The following is a 15,029-nucleotide window of genomic DNA, read 5'->3' on the forward strand; positions in this document are numbered from 1 at the left end:
TTCATCGCCACCGACCGGCTCGACACCCTCGTCGAGGTGCAACCACGCGACCCGAAGAAGGACCAGGACGTACGGGCGGCAGACCAGACCGAAGTACGGTTCGCGGGCGGCCTGTTGACCATCAGGACGCCCAAGCAGCGCTATCTCATCGGGCGCACCGGCACCGTCGACGTGACGGTCGAACTGCCCACGGGCTCGGGCATCGACCTGACCGGCGCCTGGGCCCAGGTGCACGGCGAGGGCCGGCTCGGCGAGGTCCGCGTGAAGACCTCGTCCGGCGACACCCGCCTCGAAACCACCGGGCCGCTGCACCTGACCGCGTCCCACGGCAGCATCACCGTGGACCGCGTCGAGGGGTCCGCCGAGATCACCACCAGCACCGGCAGCCTGCGCGTCGGCACCGTCGACGGCACCGCCGTCCTGAAGAACTCGCACGGCACCACGACCGTCGGCACCGCCCTGGGCGATCTGCGCGTGAGCGGCGCCCACGGCGACATCCTCATCGAGCACGCCGAGGGCTCGGTCGCCGCCACCACCGCCCACGGCACCGTGCGCCTCGACGAAGTCGCCCGCGGCACCGTCCAGCTGGAGACCTCCTACGGCGCCATCGAGATCGGCGTCCGCGAGGGCACGGCCGCCTGGCTCGACGTCAGCGCGAACTCCGGCCAGGTGCGCAACGCGCTCGGCGCGTCCGAGAGCCCGGACACGTCCGAGGACACCGTCGAGGTCAGGGCCCGTACCCGTTACGGCAACATCGACATCCGCCGCGCCAAGGCCTGACACTGACACGCGCGCGGGCCGGGGCCCCCGGCCCGCGGAAACCGGAACCGGTCAGCCGGCTATGCGGTAGCCGAAGTTGCCGCCGCCGGTCGAGCCCCCGAGGGTGCCCAGGTGGAAGCTGGTGGCGCCGGTGCCCGTGACACCGGTGGGGCCGGTCAGGAGCTTCCAGACCCGGCCCTTGTAGCCGTCCTCGCCATTGCCGCCGACGTAGACCTCGGGGCTGCCGTCCTTGTCGGAGTCGAGCACAGCCGCCGCGGCGCCGAAGTGGTCGTCGTTCTCGGAGGTGCTGGGGATGCTCTTGGAGTTCTGGGTGAAGGTCACGGCACCCGTGGTGGTGATACCCGAGGCGCTGCCGCGCAGCACGGTGATCGCGCCCGACTTCGCGGTGGTCGCCACGTCGGAGGCGGTCTCGTAGGAGGCACCGATGATCACGTCGTCGTAGCCGTCCTGATCGGTGTCCCCGATGGCCACCGCCGAGCCGAACTCGTCGCCCGGCTCCTCAATCCCCGGAACGCCCGTGTCGGCCTGGCTGTAGGAGCGGGGCTTCAGGGTGTCGCTCATGCCGTTCGGGCCGCCGTACGTCAGATAGACCTTGTCCAGGTCCGCGTGACCGGTGACCAGGTCCTGGTAGCCGTCCTTGTTCAGATCGCCGAAGGCCGACGGATAGTAGGTGCTGTACTGGTACAGCCCGCTGAACGTGCCGCTCTTGACCAGCCCGGTGGCCGACCCCTTGAACACCACGGCCCCCGGCGTGCCGTTCCCGAGCACGACCCCGCCGCTGACGACGACATCGTCGATGCCGTCACCCGTCATGTCACCCACGAAGGCGGCGGAGGTCAGCAGCTTGTCGAGTCCCCCGGTGTCACGGAACCACACCCCGGCCGACCCGCCCGTGGTCCGGTTCATCGGACCGAGCCGGACGGAGAGGCCGTAGGTCTTGCCGTTGTGCCCCCGGGTGACGTAGTCGTCCACGCCGTCACCGTTGACGTCCCCCACACCGATCGTGCCGCCGAGCGCCTTCGGGTTCGCGGCGGTGGCGTTCCCGACGGCCACGGTGGTCCCGGCGCCGGTGATGCCGTCCTTGCTCCCCCAGAGCACGGTGGTCCGCTCGGCCCAGTTGATCACCAGGTCGTCGTACCCGTCCCCGTCCAGATCCCCGAACGCACTGACCTCCCGCCACCGCCCGTCATCCAAGGGCTCGCCGGGAACCCCGGGCGTGGCCTGACTGACGATCGAGGCACTGCTGAGCTTCAGCCCGTCGGCCGACCCATAGGAGACGGTGACGACCCCGGCCCGCTTGACGTCCCCCACCGTCGAGGTGTGAGCCCCGGTGGCGAAGTCCGGATACCCATCGCCGTTGAAGTCGGCGTCCTTTCCTCCCGCGGCCTTTCCCCCCACGGCCACCGGCGCGGCGCCGGCGACCGGCGCCACGGCGGTAAGGCCAAGAACAGTGACCGCGCAGACGGCAGCCACGGTGAGCGCTCTTTCGCGCATCAGAACCCCCCAGGTTCCTGCGACGGCCTGAAAAGCCGTCACATATTCGAATACGCGCCTGATCATAGGGCCCACCTCTGACAACGGCCCCGCCCTCGACGCCCGGGGCTCAAGCGGGAGAGGTGGCCTCGGCCCGCCGCGCGGTCAGGGCCGAGGTCCGGGCCGACCGCGCCGCTTCAAAGTGTTGGCCCGACCAACACTGATAGACTGGCCACCATGAGAGTGGCCACCATGGACGAGATCCCCCAGCGCCTGACGGTGAAGCCGAGCTGGCTGATCACCCAGCTGGCCGTGCACGCCCGCCGGCTGGTGTCCGACGGCTTCACCACCGCGGGGGCGCGCGGATACCACTACCGCATCCTGGCCGCACTGCACGAGTTCGGGCCCGCGAGCCAGGCCCAGCTCGGCCGCCGGTGCCGCATCGACCGCAGCGACGTCGTGGCGGCCGTCAACGAACTGGTCGAGCAGGGCTTCATCGTCCGGGCGCCCGACCCGGACCACGGACGGCGCAACAAGGTGACCCTCACCGGCGACGGTGTCCGGCAGCTGCGACGCATGGACGGGGTGCTCGATCAGGTGCAGGACGATCTGCTCGAACCGCTGTCGGCCGAGGACCGGCAGACTCTGACCCGTCTGCTCAGCCGCGTTCTCGCCCCGTACGAATCGGAATGACCGCCGCTCAGGGGCCGACACCGCGCAAGGGCCACACCCGCTGACGAAGCCACCGGAAAACGCCCGAGGGCGGCACCCCCGCAACAGGGGTACCGCCCTCGGTCACATCAGGACCATGGACCGGGTCCGAGCCGTCTGGCTCAGAAGTCCATGTCACCGCCCGGCATACCGCCGCCGGCCGGGGCCGCGCCGGCCTTCTCCGGCTTGTCAGCGATGACAGCCTCGGTGGTGAGGAACAGCGCCGCGATGGAGGCAGCGTTCCGCACGGCACCATTCCGCCCGCTCGTCCCGGCCGCCCCGCGAGCGCCCGGGGCTCAAGCCTCGGGATCCGAGCCCTCTTTCCAGGGATGGGGCGGAGGGCCTTGACCCACCCACCCTCCCCGCCTGGGGAGTTGACTTTCAGTGACCGACTTGCCACGCAGGGTCGCGACGCTCTAGCGTGCCCCTCAACGCACAAAACAGCCCCCGCCGGTGCTAGCAACACCTGCGAGGGCTTGACCAACAAGATCGACGGGTTAGGACCCGATCCCATGGCTGAGAGCCAGCTTAGTGCCGCCGTGCCCGAGACGCATGCGGCCTCACCCGCTTCACCCACATCTCCCCCGATGGCGGTCCCCGGCTACGGCAAGCGTTCGACGCCCGGCCAAAAGGCCCGCAGCAGTGACGACTTCGCGCGGCTGCCGCCGCGCGAGGCCGCCGTCGCCGCGTTCATCGACCGGCTGCCCGAGGGGACAGACATCTCGGTGAAGGCCCTCGCGAAGGTGCTGCCGTACGGGCAGTGCGCCCTGCGTACCGCGCTCCGCCGGCTCCAGGTGGCCGGCATCTGCGGCGTGGCAAGGAACACCTCTCCGGGCGGGACGGCATGCGCTGGGTGACGCGTACGTGGTTCTCCCGTACCGCGCGGGGCAACGACTGGTGGGCGGCGTTCGTCTCCGGCGATCTGGCCACGGCGGACGCACGGGCCAACACCTCACACCCGCCGACGCGTTCCCGCGCCTTCATCCTGCTCGCCGCGCTCGGTCGCAGCGCGCCGATGATGTCGCTGTCGGCCGCCGACTGCGCGGCGCTGGAGCCGCTGACCACGCCGTGGTTCGAACGGGGCACCACCGAGAGGGACATCCTGCGTGCCCTCACCTCCGGACTCCCCGCTGACGTCCACCACCCGGCGGCGATCGCCCGCGTACGGCTGACGTCCAAGCTCCCACCGGAGCGGATCCGCGCGCCACGCCCGCCGCTGCGCGTCCTGGAGTGCGCGAAGTGCGGCGCCCCCGGCCGCCCCGAAGCGCTCAGCGACGGCGAGTGCGGCCCGTGCCGGGGTGAGCCCGTCCCCGTATCCCCTGCTTCCCGGCTCTCCCCCACCCAGGTCCGCGCCCGCGTGGCCGAGGCCCGCGCGGCGGCGACGCGCCCACCCGAAAGGACCCGTACATGACCCTCCAGTCGATCCGCCGCCATAGAGCCGGGGCACCATGGAGGGGAGGAGGCGACACCATGACCCCCAGCTCAAGCCGCCAGGCCAGGCCGCAGATGCAGGTCGAGGAATTCGAAGAACTCGAACGGGGCGCGCCCGAGACCGTGCGACTCGAATTCATCAACGGAAAGCTAGAGGTCAAGCCGGTGCCCGACGGCGATCACGGAGCCATCGTCATGTGGCTCCTGAGGCAGTGCATGCAGCAGCGCCCTGAACTGGCGCTGTATCCGGAGCAGGGCCTGAAGGTCGAGACGTACCGTAATGGCCGCGCCCGGCCAGACGGAGCCCTCGCGCCCCTCGACCACTTCGTGGGTCATGGCGAGTGGGCGCCTGCCGATGGCGTCCTCATGACGGTCGAGGTCACTTCCCACGACCGCGACACGGACCTCCGTGACCGCGTCGAGAAGCGCGACGGTTACGCCGCGACCGGCATCCCCGTCTATCTCCTTGTCGACCGGGACGCCGAAAAGCTGGTCGTCTACACCGACCCGTACAAGGGCGAGTACCAGAGCCGCGCCTCACACGCGTACGGCGCCACGGTCAAGCTCCCTCACCCTGTCTCCATCACCCTCGAAACCGAGAAGCTCAAGGACTACACCCGCTGACGAAGCCACCGGAAAACGCCCGAGGGCGGCACCCCCGCAACAGGGGTACCGCCCTCGGTCACATCAGGACCATGGACCGGGTCCGAGCCGTCAGGCTCAGAAGTCCATGTCACCGCCCGGCATACCGCCGCCGGCCGGGGCCGCGCCGGCCTTCTCCGGCTTGTCAGCGATGACAGCCTCGGTGGTGAGGAACAGCGCCGCGATGGAGGCAGCGTTCTGCAGGGCAGAGCGCGTCACCTTCGCGGGGTCGATGATGCCCTCGGCGATCATGTCGACGTACTCGCCGGTCGCGGCGTTCAAGCCGTGACCCACCGTCAGGTTGCGGACCTTCTCCACGACCACGCCGCCCTCAAGACCACCGTTGACGGCGATCTGCTTGAGCGGAGCCTCCAGCGCGAGCTTGACGATCGCGGCACCGGTGGCCTCGTCGCCCGTGAGCTCAAGCTTCTCGAAGACCGAGGAAGCCTGGAGCAGAGCCACGCCACCACCGGCGACGATGCCCTCCTCGACGGCGGCCTTGGCGTTGCGCACCGCGTCCTCGATGCGGTGCTTGCGCTCCTTGAGCTCGACCTCGGTCGCGGCGCCGGCCTTGATGACGGCCACGCCGCCGGCCAGCTTCGCGAGGCGCTCCTGGAGCTTCTCGCGGTCGTAGTCCGAGTCGCTGTTCTCGATCTCGGCGCGGATCTGGTTGACCCGGCCGGCGACCTGGTCGCTGTCACCGGCACCGTCGACGATGGTGGTCTCGTCCTTGGTGATGACGACCTTGCGGGCGCGGCCCAGCAGGTCCAGGCCGGCGTTCTCCAGCTTGAGGCCGACCTCCTCGGAGATGACCGTACCGCCGGTGAGGATGGCGATGTCGTTGAGCATCGCCTTGCGGCGGTCACCGAAGCCCGGGGCCTTGACGGCGACGGACTTGAAGGTGCCACGGATCTTGTTGACGACCAGGGTCGACAGCGCCTCGCCCTCGACGTCCTCCGCGATGATCAGCAGGGGCTTGCCCGACTGCATGACCTTCTCCAGCAGCGGAAGGAGGTCCTTCACGTTGCCGATCTTGGAGTTGACGATCAGGAGGTACGGGTCGTCCAGGGACGACTCCATACGCTCCATGTCGGTGGCGAAGTACGCCGAGATGTAGCCCTTGTCGAAGCGCATGCCCTCGGTGAGCTCAAGCTCAAGACCGAAGGTCTGCGACTCCTCGACGGTGATGACGCCTTCCTTGCCGACCTTGTCCATCGCCTCGGCGATCAGCTCGCCGATCTGGGTGTCAGCGGCGGAGATGGAGGCGGTCGAAGCGATCTGCTCCTTCGTCTCCACGTCCTTGGCCTGCTCCAGCAGGGCACCGGAGACGGCCTCGACGGCCTTCTCGATACCGCGCTTGAGGGCCATCGGGTTGGCGCCGGCGGCCACGTTGCGCAGGCCCTCGCGGACCAGCGCCTGGGCGAGCACCGTGGCGGTGGTCGTACCGTCACCGGCGACGTCGTCCGTCTTCTTGGCGACTTCCTTGACCAGCTCGGCGCCGATCTTCTCGTACGGGTCCTCGAGCTCGATCTCCTTGGCGATGGACACACCATCGTTGGTGATCGTGGGGGCGCCCCACTTCTTCTCGAGGACGACGTTTCGGCCCTTGGGGCCAAGGGTGACCTTGACGGCGTCGGCGAGCTGGTTCATCCCGCGCTCGAGACCGCGCCGTGCCTCCTCGTCGAACGCGATGATCTTGGCCATGTGAAGTGGTCCTCCCGGACGGATGGGGTCTCCCCTGCTCGAACGCAGTTGAGAGCTTGGGGAAGGATTGCTCCGGACCGTGCTGGCGCCCGCGACGGACGGCCTGAGAGCCGTGTGGTTCCTTACCCCACCGGCTCTTCGGGCCTCACCGACCCGGTCCTTAAGTTGTCACTCTCACTTGCAGAGTGCTAACGCCAATGATTAGCACTCGGCCCCCGAGAGTGCAAGCTCCGCCAGTACACCGCGGCCCCTTCAACCCCTCCTGTCAGCGCCTCCGGACAGCCTCCCGCGGCCGGCCTCCTCCGGAACGCGCGAAGGGTCCGCATCCCCTGTTCGGGATGCGGACCCTTCGGCGTGAGTACGTACGTCAGTGCGTCGGTGGCCGATCGCGCCGGGATCAGACGGCGAGCTTGACCATGTCCGCCTGCGGACCCTTCTGGCCCTGCGAGATCTCGAACTCCACTCGCTGACCTTCTTCAAGGGTGCGGTAACCGTCCATCTGGATCGCGCTGTAGTGGACGAAAACATCCGCACCACCGTCTACCGCGATGAAGCCGTAGCCCTTCTCCGCGTTGAACCACTTGACGGTGCCCTGAGCCATGCCTAACTCCCCTATTACTGGCCCTTGCACGGGGCCACACTTCACGCCGGAACGCGTCGACCGCGGCTGAATGTATCTGCCCAACTGCCCTCTGCAACAGGTCAATCGGACGAGAATTCTGGGCATGGCTGAACACACATACTGATGAATTCCCTGCGTTCCAGGGCAAGTCGGGCCGGGCAAAGCGCACCTACGGCGCATACGGCACTCCGACTTCCACTCCATGTTGTCGCGTTCTCGCATGCCTTTGGCAGGGGCGACAGCGGGGCGTTCCCATACTGTACCGCGCTCAACCATGTAGAACGGCCCCCTCCGCTTCTCTCGCGGAGGGGGCCGTACCAGTAACAGAGCGGAGCAAATCCGGGAAATCCGGGAAATCAGGGGAATCCGCGAAATCCCAGCGGAATCCCGGGGATCAGCCTCCGGCGACGGCGGGGATGATCGAGACGCCGGCGCCCGCCGGAGTGGCGGTCTCCAGGCCCTGCTCGAAGCGGACGTCGTCGTCGTTCACGTACACGTTCACGAAGCGGCGCAGCTTGCCCTGGTCGTCCAGGACGCGGGCGGCGATGCCCGGGTGGCTCGCCTCCAGGGACTGGATGACCTCGGAGAGGGTCGTCCCCTCGGCGGCGACCTCGGCCTTGCCGCCGGTGTACGTACGGAGAATGGTGGGGATGCGGACGTTGACGCTCATGGGTGTTCTGCCTTCCGTCTTCCGTAACGTCGTGGTGGTCGTCAGCTGCCGGCCAGGCCGGCGTCGCGGAACGCGTCCAGGCTCGGGCGGATGATCGCCGTCGGGCCGGTCGTCGGGGCGACGGCGTCGAGCGTCTTGAGTCCGTCGCCGGTGTTCAGGACGACGGTGGTGAGGGCCGGGTCGAGGACACCGGCCTCGATCAGCTTCTTCGTCACGCCGACGGTCACGCCCCCGGCCGTCTCCGCGAAGATGCCCTCGGTGCGCGCCAGCAGCTTGATCGCGTCGACGATCTGTTCGTCGTTGACGTCCTCGACGGCGCCGCCGGTGCGGCGGGCGATGTCCAGGACGTACGGGCCGTCGGCGGGGTTGCCGATCGCCAGGGACTTGGCGATGGTGTCCGGCTTCTGCGGCCGTACGACGTCGTGTCCGGCCTTGAAGGCGGTGGACACCGGCGAGCAGCCCTCGGCCTGGGCACCGAAGATCTTGTACGGCTTGTCCTCGACCAGGCCGAGCTTGATCAGCTCCTGGAGACCCTTGTCGATCTTCGTGAGCTGCGAGCCCGAGGCGATCGGGATGACGATCTGGTCGGGCAGCCGCCAGCCGAGCTGCTCGCAGATCTCGTACGCCAGGGTCTTGGACCCCTCGCCGTAGTACGGGCGCAGGTTGACGTTGACGAAGCCCCAGCCCTCGCCGAGCGGGTCGCCGATCAGCTCGGAACAGAAGCGGTTGACGTCGTCGTAGTTGCCCTCGATACCGACGAGTTCACCGCCGTAGACCGCCGCCATGACGACCTTGCCCTGCTCCAGGTCGTGCGGGATGAAGACGCAGGAGCGGAAGCCGGCACGGGCGGCGGCGGCGCCGACGGCGCCGGCCAGATTGCCCGTGGACGAGCAGGAGAGCGTGGTGTATCCGAAGGCGCGGGCGGCCTCGACGGCGATGGCGACGACGCGGTCCTTGAAGGAGTGCGTCGGATTGCCCGAGTCGTCCTTGACGTACAGGGAGCCCGTGACGCCCAGTTCACGGGCGAGGTTGTCGGCCTTGACGAGCTTGGTGAAGCCGGGGTTGATGCTGGGCTTCGTGGCCACATCGGCGGGGACGGGCAGCAGCGGCGCGTAGCGCCAGATGTTGTCCGGGCCCTCGGCGATGCGCTTCTTCAGCTCTTCGGGGGTGCCGCTCGGCAGGTCGTACGCCACTTCGAGCGGCCCGAAACAGCTGGCACAGGCGAAAATCGGACCGAGGTCGAAGCGCTCTCCGCATTCGCGGCACGAGAGTGCGGCGGCGGGTCCGAGATCGACGGCGCCGGTGGCGGCCGAGTTGGTGCCGGCTGCGTCGGAGTCGGCGTTCTGTACGGCGGTCTGCACAGACATGGAGGCGAGGCCCTTTCTCCTCATCTTCCTCGCGACGTACTTCGCCACGAGACGGAATTGGCACCTTCCCCACCGTGACCTCGAATGGTCGGCGGGAGGGTTGCCGGGACTTCAACGGGCCGTTCCCTCAGTCCCTCTGGATGAGCGCTATGGAGCCGGACCCGGGGTCCGACACGTTTTTTCACGTAACGACCCCCGGCATGCGGTGGTCATTCGTGTTGTTCAAGACTGTAACCGAAGGAGCGCACGGTTGAGATAGTCGTCCGCACCGCGAGATGGATCACGTTCATGGCACACGCACAGGGAGTACCGACCGTGCTGGAAGAGGTGGAGCACTGGCTGACCAGGCGTTCCTGGTCCGTGGCCGACCGCCCGCTCGACCGGCTGATGGTGGCGAAGGCCGCGCGCGGCACGTCGGTGAGTGTGGTCCTTCCGGCGCTGAACGAGGAGGCGACGGTCGGCGAGATCGTGTCCGTGATCCGGCGCGAACTGATGGAGCGGGTACCGCTCGTCGATGAACTTGTGGTGATCGACTCCGGTTCCACCGACCGTACGGCCGCGGTCGCCGCGGCGGCGGGCGCGCGCGTGGAGCACCGGGACGCGATACTGCCGCGGCTGCCGGCACTGCCCGGCAAGGGCGAGGTGCTGTGGCGGTCGCTACTGGTGACGAGCGGCGAGGTCGTGTGCTTCGTGGACGCCGATCTGCGACGGTTTTCGGCCGATTTCGTGTCGGGCATCGTGGGGCCTCTGCTGACCGATCAGGACGTGCAGTTCGTGAAGGCGATGTACGACCGTCCGCTGCACCAGCCCGCGGCGGAACGGGGTCCCGGCCAGGGCGGCCAGGGCGGCCAGGGCGGACGCGTGACCGAGCTGGTGGCGAGGCCGCTGCTCAATCTGCACTGGCCCCGGCTGGCCGGTTTCGTCCAGCCGCTGGGCGGCGAGTACGCGGCGCGGCGCTCCCTGCTGGAGCGGCTGCCGTTCCCCGTCGGATACGGCGTCGAGCTGGGGCTGCTCGTGGACGCGCTGCACATGGCGGGTCTCGACGCGCTGGGGCAGGTCGACGTCGGGGTACGGATCCACCGCCACCAGGACGAGCGGGCGCTGGGGCGGATGGCCGCGGCGATCTACCGTACGGCGCAGCTGCGGCTGTCCCGGGCGCACTTGGTACGGCCGGAGCTGACGCAGTTCGAGCGCGGCGAGAACGGTTTCGTGCCGCGTACGCACGCGGTGGACACGGAGGAACGGCCGCCGGTGCGGGAGATCGCGGAGTACACGGCCGGACGCGCGGCGTAACGGAATGCGATCATGCGAGTTCCCTAGATTGCCCGATTATGGTCATGAATCATGTGGTGGCTGGAACGCTGACCGGGCCTCTGACCGCTGTGCACGCGCATCTGGCCGAGACCGGGAGCGCCGCCGAGCGGCTGTGGCTGCTGGGCGGGGTGGTGCTCGCGCTGAGCGGCGCCGGGGTGGTCGCGCTGGCCGCCCTGCGCGGCCGACGGGACTGACGACAGCGTCGCCCGCAGGACGGTCGGCACAGCCGACGACAGGGCCGCGCCCGTACGTTTGAGCGTTTCCGTGACGGGCTAGGTTTCGGCACATGGTTACCGAGCCGCCCTCCCGGGCCCAGGTCCTCGTCGCGTCCAACCGAGGCCCCGTCTCGTACACGCTGCGCGACGACGGCGCGCTGGAGGCCAAGCGGGGCGGCGGCGGGCTGGTCTCCGGCCTGTCGGCCATCGGTCCGGACGCGGACGCGGTGTGGGTGTGCGCGGCGCTCGGGGACGGCGACCGCGAGGCGGTACGGCGTACGGGCGGCCGGCTCGACACGGCCGACACGGGCGGCCGACGGGTGCGGATGCTGGGCATCGCGCCCGAGGTGTACGCGGACGCCTACAACGACGTCGCCAACTCCACGCTCTGGTTCGTCCACCACCTGCTGTACCAGACCCCGCTGGAGCCGTCCTTCGGCCCGGAGTTCCGCGCGCGGTGGGCGTCCTACGAGACGTACAACCGCGCCTTCGCGGAGGCGCTGGCCGACGAGGCGGCCGACGGCGCGGCCGTGCTGGTGCAGGACTACCACCTGGCGCTGGTGCCCGGGATACTGCGCGCCCTGCGCCCCGACCTGAGGATCGGGCACTTCTCGCACACGCCCTGGGCCCCGGTGGACTACTTCCGGCTGCTGCCCGACGACATCGCGCGCCAGCTGCTGCGCGGCATCCTGGGCGCGGACCGCGCGGCCTTTCTGACGCACCGGTGGGCCGACGCCTTCACCGCGTGCTGTACGGAGCTGCTGGGCGGGAGGGGCGGCACGGGAAAAACACAGATCGGCGTGCACGGCCTGGGCGCGGACGGCGACTTCCTGCGCGAGCGCGCGCACCGCCCCGACGTGGACGAGCGGATCGTGACCCTGCGCGGGCAGATCGGCCGTACGAGCAAGGGCGAGGAGCGGAAGACCATCGTCCGGGTGGACCGTACGGAACTGTCGAAGAACATCGTGCGCGGCCTGCTCGCCTACCGGCTGCTGCTGACCGACCGTCCCGAATGGCGCGAACGCGTGGTCCATGTCGCCTTCGCCTACCCGTCCCGGCAGGACCTGGCGGTCTACCGCGACTACACCGCCGAGGTCCAGCGGGTGGCCGATGCGATCAACGCCGAGTTCGGCACGGAGGGCTGGGTCCCGGTCGTCCTCCACGTCAAGGACGACTTCGCCCGCTCGCTTGGCGCCTACCGGCTGGCGGACGTGGCACTGGTCAACCCGATCCGCGACGGCATGAACCTGGTCGCGAAGGAGATCCCCCTCGTCTCGGAGCGCGGCTGCGCGCTGGTGCTGTCGCGCGAGGCGGGGGCGTACGAGGAGCTGGGCGGGGACGCGCTGGTGGTGAACCCGTACGACATCAGCGCCACGGCGGCGGCCCTGCACGAGGCGCTGACCATGCCCGCCGACGAGCGCGCGGAACGCGCCAAGCGGCTGGCCGCGGCGGCGACGGCGCTGCCGCCGCGGCAGTGGTTCCTGGACCAGCTGACGGCGCTGCGCGCCTGACGCACCTGCCGGGCTCTCAGGCCATCGTCTCCGCCAGCGCCGCCAGGAAGTCCGCCAGCGCCGCCGGTCCCGGCAGCAGCAGGTCGGCGCGCTCGGCCAGTTCGGGTACTTCGGAGCCGCTGCAGATCAGCAGGCCGGGGTGGCCGTCCGAGCGGAGCTTCTCGACCGCCGCGTACGCCGGGAGGTCGCCCAGGTCGTCGCCCGCGTACAGAACCGTCTCGGCGCCGATCTCGCGTACGTACTCCAGCAGCGCCACGCCCTTGTCCATGCCGGGCGGGCGCAGCTCCAGGACCATGCGGCCCGGTTCGACGATCAGGCCGTGGCGGGCCGCCAGTTCGGTGAGCGGGTCGCGCAGGGCCTCGAAGGCGGCCCTCGGGTCGGAGGCGCGGCGGGTGTGCACCGCGACCGCCTGGCCCTTCTCCTCGATCCAGGTGCCGCGCCAGGCGCCGAATCGGTCGAGGACGCCGGGGAGTTCGGCACGGACCGCCACGACGCCCTCGTGCGGGGCGGGGGCGCGGACGGTGCCGGAGACGGCGTCCCAGCGCTCGGCGCCGTAGTGGCCGAGGACCACGAGATGGTCCAGGCCCGGCACTCCGGCGAAGCCGCCGTACCGCACCGCGACCCCGGCCGGACGGCCGGTGACGACCGCGACCGACGCGACGTGCGGCGCGAGCGCGGCCAGGGCGGGGACGGCGCGCGCATGCGCGCGGGCCTGTTCGGGGTCGGGGACGATCTCGGCGAGAGTGCCGTCGAAGTCGAGCGCGACGACGGACTTGCCGGGCCGCGCGAGGAGCGCGGCCAGACCGTCGGCGCCGGCGGGGGTGGCCGGTTTCGGCAGGGGGTACGGGTTGCTGCCCATGCCACGACCTTATCGGCGCCCGCCACCGCGGAGAGCCTGTCCGGCCAACGGAGGGCCGCCGCGGGCTTACGAAGATCGGCCGGCCTAGGCCCTGTCCGGCCGGACAGGACCTGGTGCCGGTCGCCGCACTAGCGGCGGCGGCGTCTCTCGTCCCTGATCCGCCGCAGCCGGTTCACCGTCACCGGGTCGTGCTCCAGCGCCAGCGGATCGTCCAGCAGCGCGCCCAGCAGCTGGTAGTAGCGGGTCGGCGACAGGCCGAGCCCCTCCCTGATCGCCCGCTCCTTGGCGCCGGGCCCCGGCCAGCCGCGCCGCTCCATGGCGAGTACGGCGCGGTCCCGCTCGGACAGCCCCGAGGGCTCCGCGGAATCGGCCGAATCGGCGGGATCGGCGGGATCAGACGCGGTCATATGACCGCACGCTACTCGCCGGCCTCGGCCGCCGCCGCGTCCCTGGCGATCCCGCCGAGGACGTTCGACGGGCTGGCACCGGGCTCGACGGCCTTACCGATGTTCTTCTTCAAGCTCTCGCTCACGCTCGCCCACGAGTTCTTGCCGTACGGAATCAGCTCGGAAGTCGGCAGCGCGTCCAGGAACTTGCGCAGGTCCGCGTACTGCGGATCCGCCGCCATCGCGTCGTTCGCGCTGTAGGTGACCGGCAGCAGGTCGTACTGCCCGGCGAAGGACATCACGTTCTTGTCGTCGTACGCGAAGTCCAGGAACTTGCCGATCGCCGTACGGTTGCCGTTCTGCTTGAAGGCCATCATCCAGTCGGCCACACCCATGGACGCCTTGGCCTTGCCGTTGACGCCGGGCAGCGTCACCATCCCGACCTTGACGCCCTGCTTCGCGGCCTCCGCCATCAGGGAGGGATGCCCGTTGAGCATGCCGACCTGACCGCTGGTGAACGCCTTGAACGCCATGGCGCGGTCGAGCTTCCCGGGGGCGACGGGACCGGTCAGCCCCTTGCCGACAAGCTCCTTCTGCAGCCACTGGAACGTCGCGATGTTCTGCTCCGAGTCGATGTTGTACGAACCGTCGGCGGTGTCCGTGTAGCCGCCCCCGCCGCTCAGCAGCCACATCATGGTCTCGCCCTGCGCCTCCTCGGAGCCCAGCGGCAGCGCGAACGGTGTCGTCACGCCGAGGCCCTTGAGCGCCTCGGCGTCGGACTGGATGTCGTCCCAGTTCTCCGGGGCGTCCAGACCGGCCTGGTCGAAGAGCTTCTTGTTGTAGAAGAGCAGCCGGGTGGAGGCGACGAACGGCAGTCCGTACTGGATGCGGTTGACCTTGCCGGCCTCGGAGAGCTGGGCGAGGAAGTTCGCCTGCGTGGGGACGGAGAGCACTTCGTCGGCGGTGTAGAGCTGGTCCTGCTTCACGTAGTTGGCGTACGAGCCGACCTGCGCGATGTCGGGGGCCCGGTCCTCCTCGACCATCGTGGCGACATCGCTGTCGACGGTCTTCCAGGGACGGACGCTGACGTCGACCTTGATGCCGGGGTTCTTGGACTCGAACGCCGAGGCGAGCGCGGACCAGTACTTCTCGGAGGAGTTCTCCGAGTTGGTGCCGTAGTCCGCGGCGACGAACTTGAGGGTGACGTCCCCGGACCCTCCCGTACTGCCACAGCCGGCCAGCGCCATTGTCATGCCCCATGCGGCTATCGCCGCGGTCATTCCCAGATAGCGCTGTCGCACGGCTGTGTTCCCGCCCTTGTTCTTCGATTGCGCGTAAGGCCCC

Annotated in this window: 15 protein-coding genes, 1 pseudogene and 1 riboswitch; of the genes and pseudogenes, 7 read left to right on the forward strand and 9 right to left on the reverse strand. The window is 69.6% G+C overall.

Annotated elements, in window-relative coordinates; all coding sequences use genetic code 11:
• Positions 1-780 (forward strand): DUF4097 family beta strand repeat-containing protein (locus ACIRQP_RS26390; protein WP_403893627.1); only part of this gene is annotated, 780 nt, incomplete at its 5' end.
• A 51-nt stretch (positions 781-831) separates the two neighbouring features.
• On the opposite strand, the gene ACIRQP_RS26395 is transcribed toward ACIRQP_RS26390, so the two are convergent.
• Entirely contained in the window at positions 832-2,274 is a 1,443-nt protein-coding gene (locus tag ACIRQP_RS26395) for an FG-GAP repeat protein (RefSeq protein ID WP_403893628.1), read from the reverse strand.
• A 216-nt stretch (positions 2,275-2,490) separates the two neighbouring features.
• Between ACIRQP_RS26395 and ACIRQP_RS26400 the strand changes: the two genes are divergently transcribed.
• On the forward strand, positions 2,491-2,946 hold the full coding sequence (locus ACIRQP_RS26400) for a MarR family winged helix-turn-helix transcriptional regulator (protein ID WP_403893629.1): 456 nt from the start codon (positions 2,491-2,493) through the stop codon (positions 2,944-2,946).
• A 140-nt stretch (positions 2,947-3,086) separates the two neighbouring features.
• Here the strand turns inward: ACIRQP_RS26400 and ACIRQP_RS26405 are convergent, their stop codons facing one another.
• Complete coding sequence (locus ACIRQP_RS26405) at positions 3,087-3,212, reverse strand: hypothetical protein (protein WP_403893630.1); 126 nt, start codon at positions 3,210-3,212, stop codon at positions 3,087-3,089.
• 264 nt (positions 3,213-3,476) lie between these two features.
• Here ACIRQP_RS26405 and ACIRQP_RS26410 point away from each other — a divergent pair.
• Both ACIRQP_RS26410 and ACIRQP_RS26415 read left to right on the forward strand, forming a co-directional pair.
• Positions 3,477-4,375 (forward strand): annotated as a pseudogene (locus ACIRQP_RS26410) (hypothetical protein).
• Between the two features lie 59 nt (positions 4,376-4,434).
• Positions 4,435-5,019, forward strand: a complete 585-nt coding sequence (locus tag ACIRQP_RS26415; RefSeq protein ID WP_403893631.1) for a Uma2 family endonuclease — start codon at positions 4,435-4,437, stop codon at positions 5,017-5,019.
• A gap of 96 nt (positions 5,020-5,115) precedes the next feature.
• On the opposite strand, the gene groL is transcribed toward ACIRQP_RS26415, so the two are convergent.
• The 4 genes from groL to thrC all read right to left on the reverse strand — a co-directional run bounded on the left by groL (position 5,116) and on the right by thrC (position 9,400).
• Complete coding sequence (gene groL, locus ACIRQP_RS26420; protein ID WP_383019969.1) at positions 5,116-6,741, reverse strand: chaperonin GroEL; 1,626 nt, start codon at positions 6,739-6,741, stop codon at positions 5,116-5,118.
• A 397-nt stretch (positions 6,742-7,138) separates the two neighbouring features.
• Positions 7,139-7,342: a cold-shock protein gene (locus tag ACIRQP_RS26425; RefSeq protein WP_005315736.1), complete on the reverse strand. Its 204-nt coding sequence runs from the start codon at positions 7,340-7,342 to the stop codon at positions 7,139-7,141.
• Positions 7,343-7,757: 415 nt separating this feature from the next.
• Entirely contained in the window at positions 7,758-8,033 is a 276-nt protein-coding gene (locus ACIRQP_RS26430; RefSeq protein WP_030353343.1) for a ubiquitin-like small modifier protein 1, read from the reverse strand.
• Between the two features lie 41 nt (positions 8,034-8,074).
• A complete protein-coding gene (gene thrC, locus ACIRQP_RS26435; RefSeq protein WP_403893632.1) occupies positions 8,075-9,400 on the reverse strand; it encodes a threonine synthase in 1,326 nt (441 codons plus the stop codon).
• A gap of 17 nt (positions 9,401-9,417) precedes the next feature.
• Positions 9,418-9,547, reverse strand: a riboswitch (SAM riboswitch).
• Positions 9,548-9,715: 168 nt separating this feature from the next.
• Between thrC and ACIRQP_RS26440 the strand changes: the two genes are divergently transcribed.
• The 3 genes from ACIRQP_RS26440 (at position 9,716) to ACIRQP_RS26450 (ending at position 12,440) form a co-directional block, all read left to right on the forward strand.
• Complete coding sequence (locus tag ACIRQP_RS26440; RefSeq protein WP_403893797.1) at positions 9,716-10,693, forward strand: glucosyl-3-phosphoglycerate synthase; 978 nt, start codon at positions 9,716-9,718, stop codon at positions 10,691-10,693.
• A gap of 44 nt (positions 10,694-10,737) precedes the next feature.
• Complete coding sequence (locus ACIRQP_RS26445) at positions 10,738-10,908, forward strand: hypothetical protein (RefSeq protein WP_403893633.1); 171 nt, start codon at positions 10,738-10,740, stop codon at positions 10,906-10,908.
• A 92-nt stretch (positions 10,909-11,000) separates the two neighbouring features.
• Positions 11,001-12,440, forward strand: a complete 1,440-nt coding sequence (locus ACIRQP_RS26450) for a trehalose-6-phosphate synthase (RefSeq protein ID WP_403893634.1) — start codon at positions 11,001-11,003, stop codon at positions 12,438-12,440.
• A gap of 16 nt (positions 12,441-12,456) precedes the next feature.
• Here the strand turns inward: ACIRQP_RS26450 and otsB are convergent, their stop codons facing one another.
• The 3 genes from otsB to ACIRQP_RS26465 all read right to left on the reverse strand — a co-directional run bounded on the left by otsB (position 12,457) and on the right by ACIRQP_RS26465 (position 14,965).
• Positions 12,457-13,299: a trehalose-phosphatase gene (gene otsB / locus ACIRQP_RS26455; protein WP_403893635.1), complete on the reverse strand. Its 843-nt coding sequence runs from the start codon at positions 13,297-13,299 to the stop codon at positions 12,457-12,459.
• 128 nt (positions 13,300-13,427) lie between these two features.
• Positions 13,428-13,706, reverse strand: a complete 279-nt coding sequence (locus tag ACIRQP_RS26460) for a DUF3263 domain-containing protein (protein WP_403893636.1) — start codon at positions 13,704-13,706, stop codon at positions 13,428-13,430.
• A gap of 11 nt (positions 13,707-13,717) precedes the next feature.
• Positions 13,718-14,965 carry an extracellular solute-binding protein gene (locus ACIRQP_RS26465; protein WP_403893799.1) on the reverse strand — a complete coding sequence of 416 codons (1,248 nt, stop codon included), beginning with the start codon at positions 14,963-14,965 and terminating at the stop codon, positions 13,718-13,720.
• Between the last annotated feature and the right edge of the window lie 64 nt (positions 14,966-15,029).

This window comes from Streptomyces sp. NPDC102274 (genome assembly GCF_044766385.1).
Taxonomy (GTDB): Bacteria; Actinomycetota; Actinomycetes; order Streptomycetales; family Streptomycetaceae; genus Streptomyces.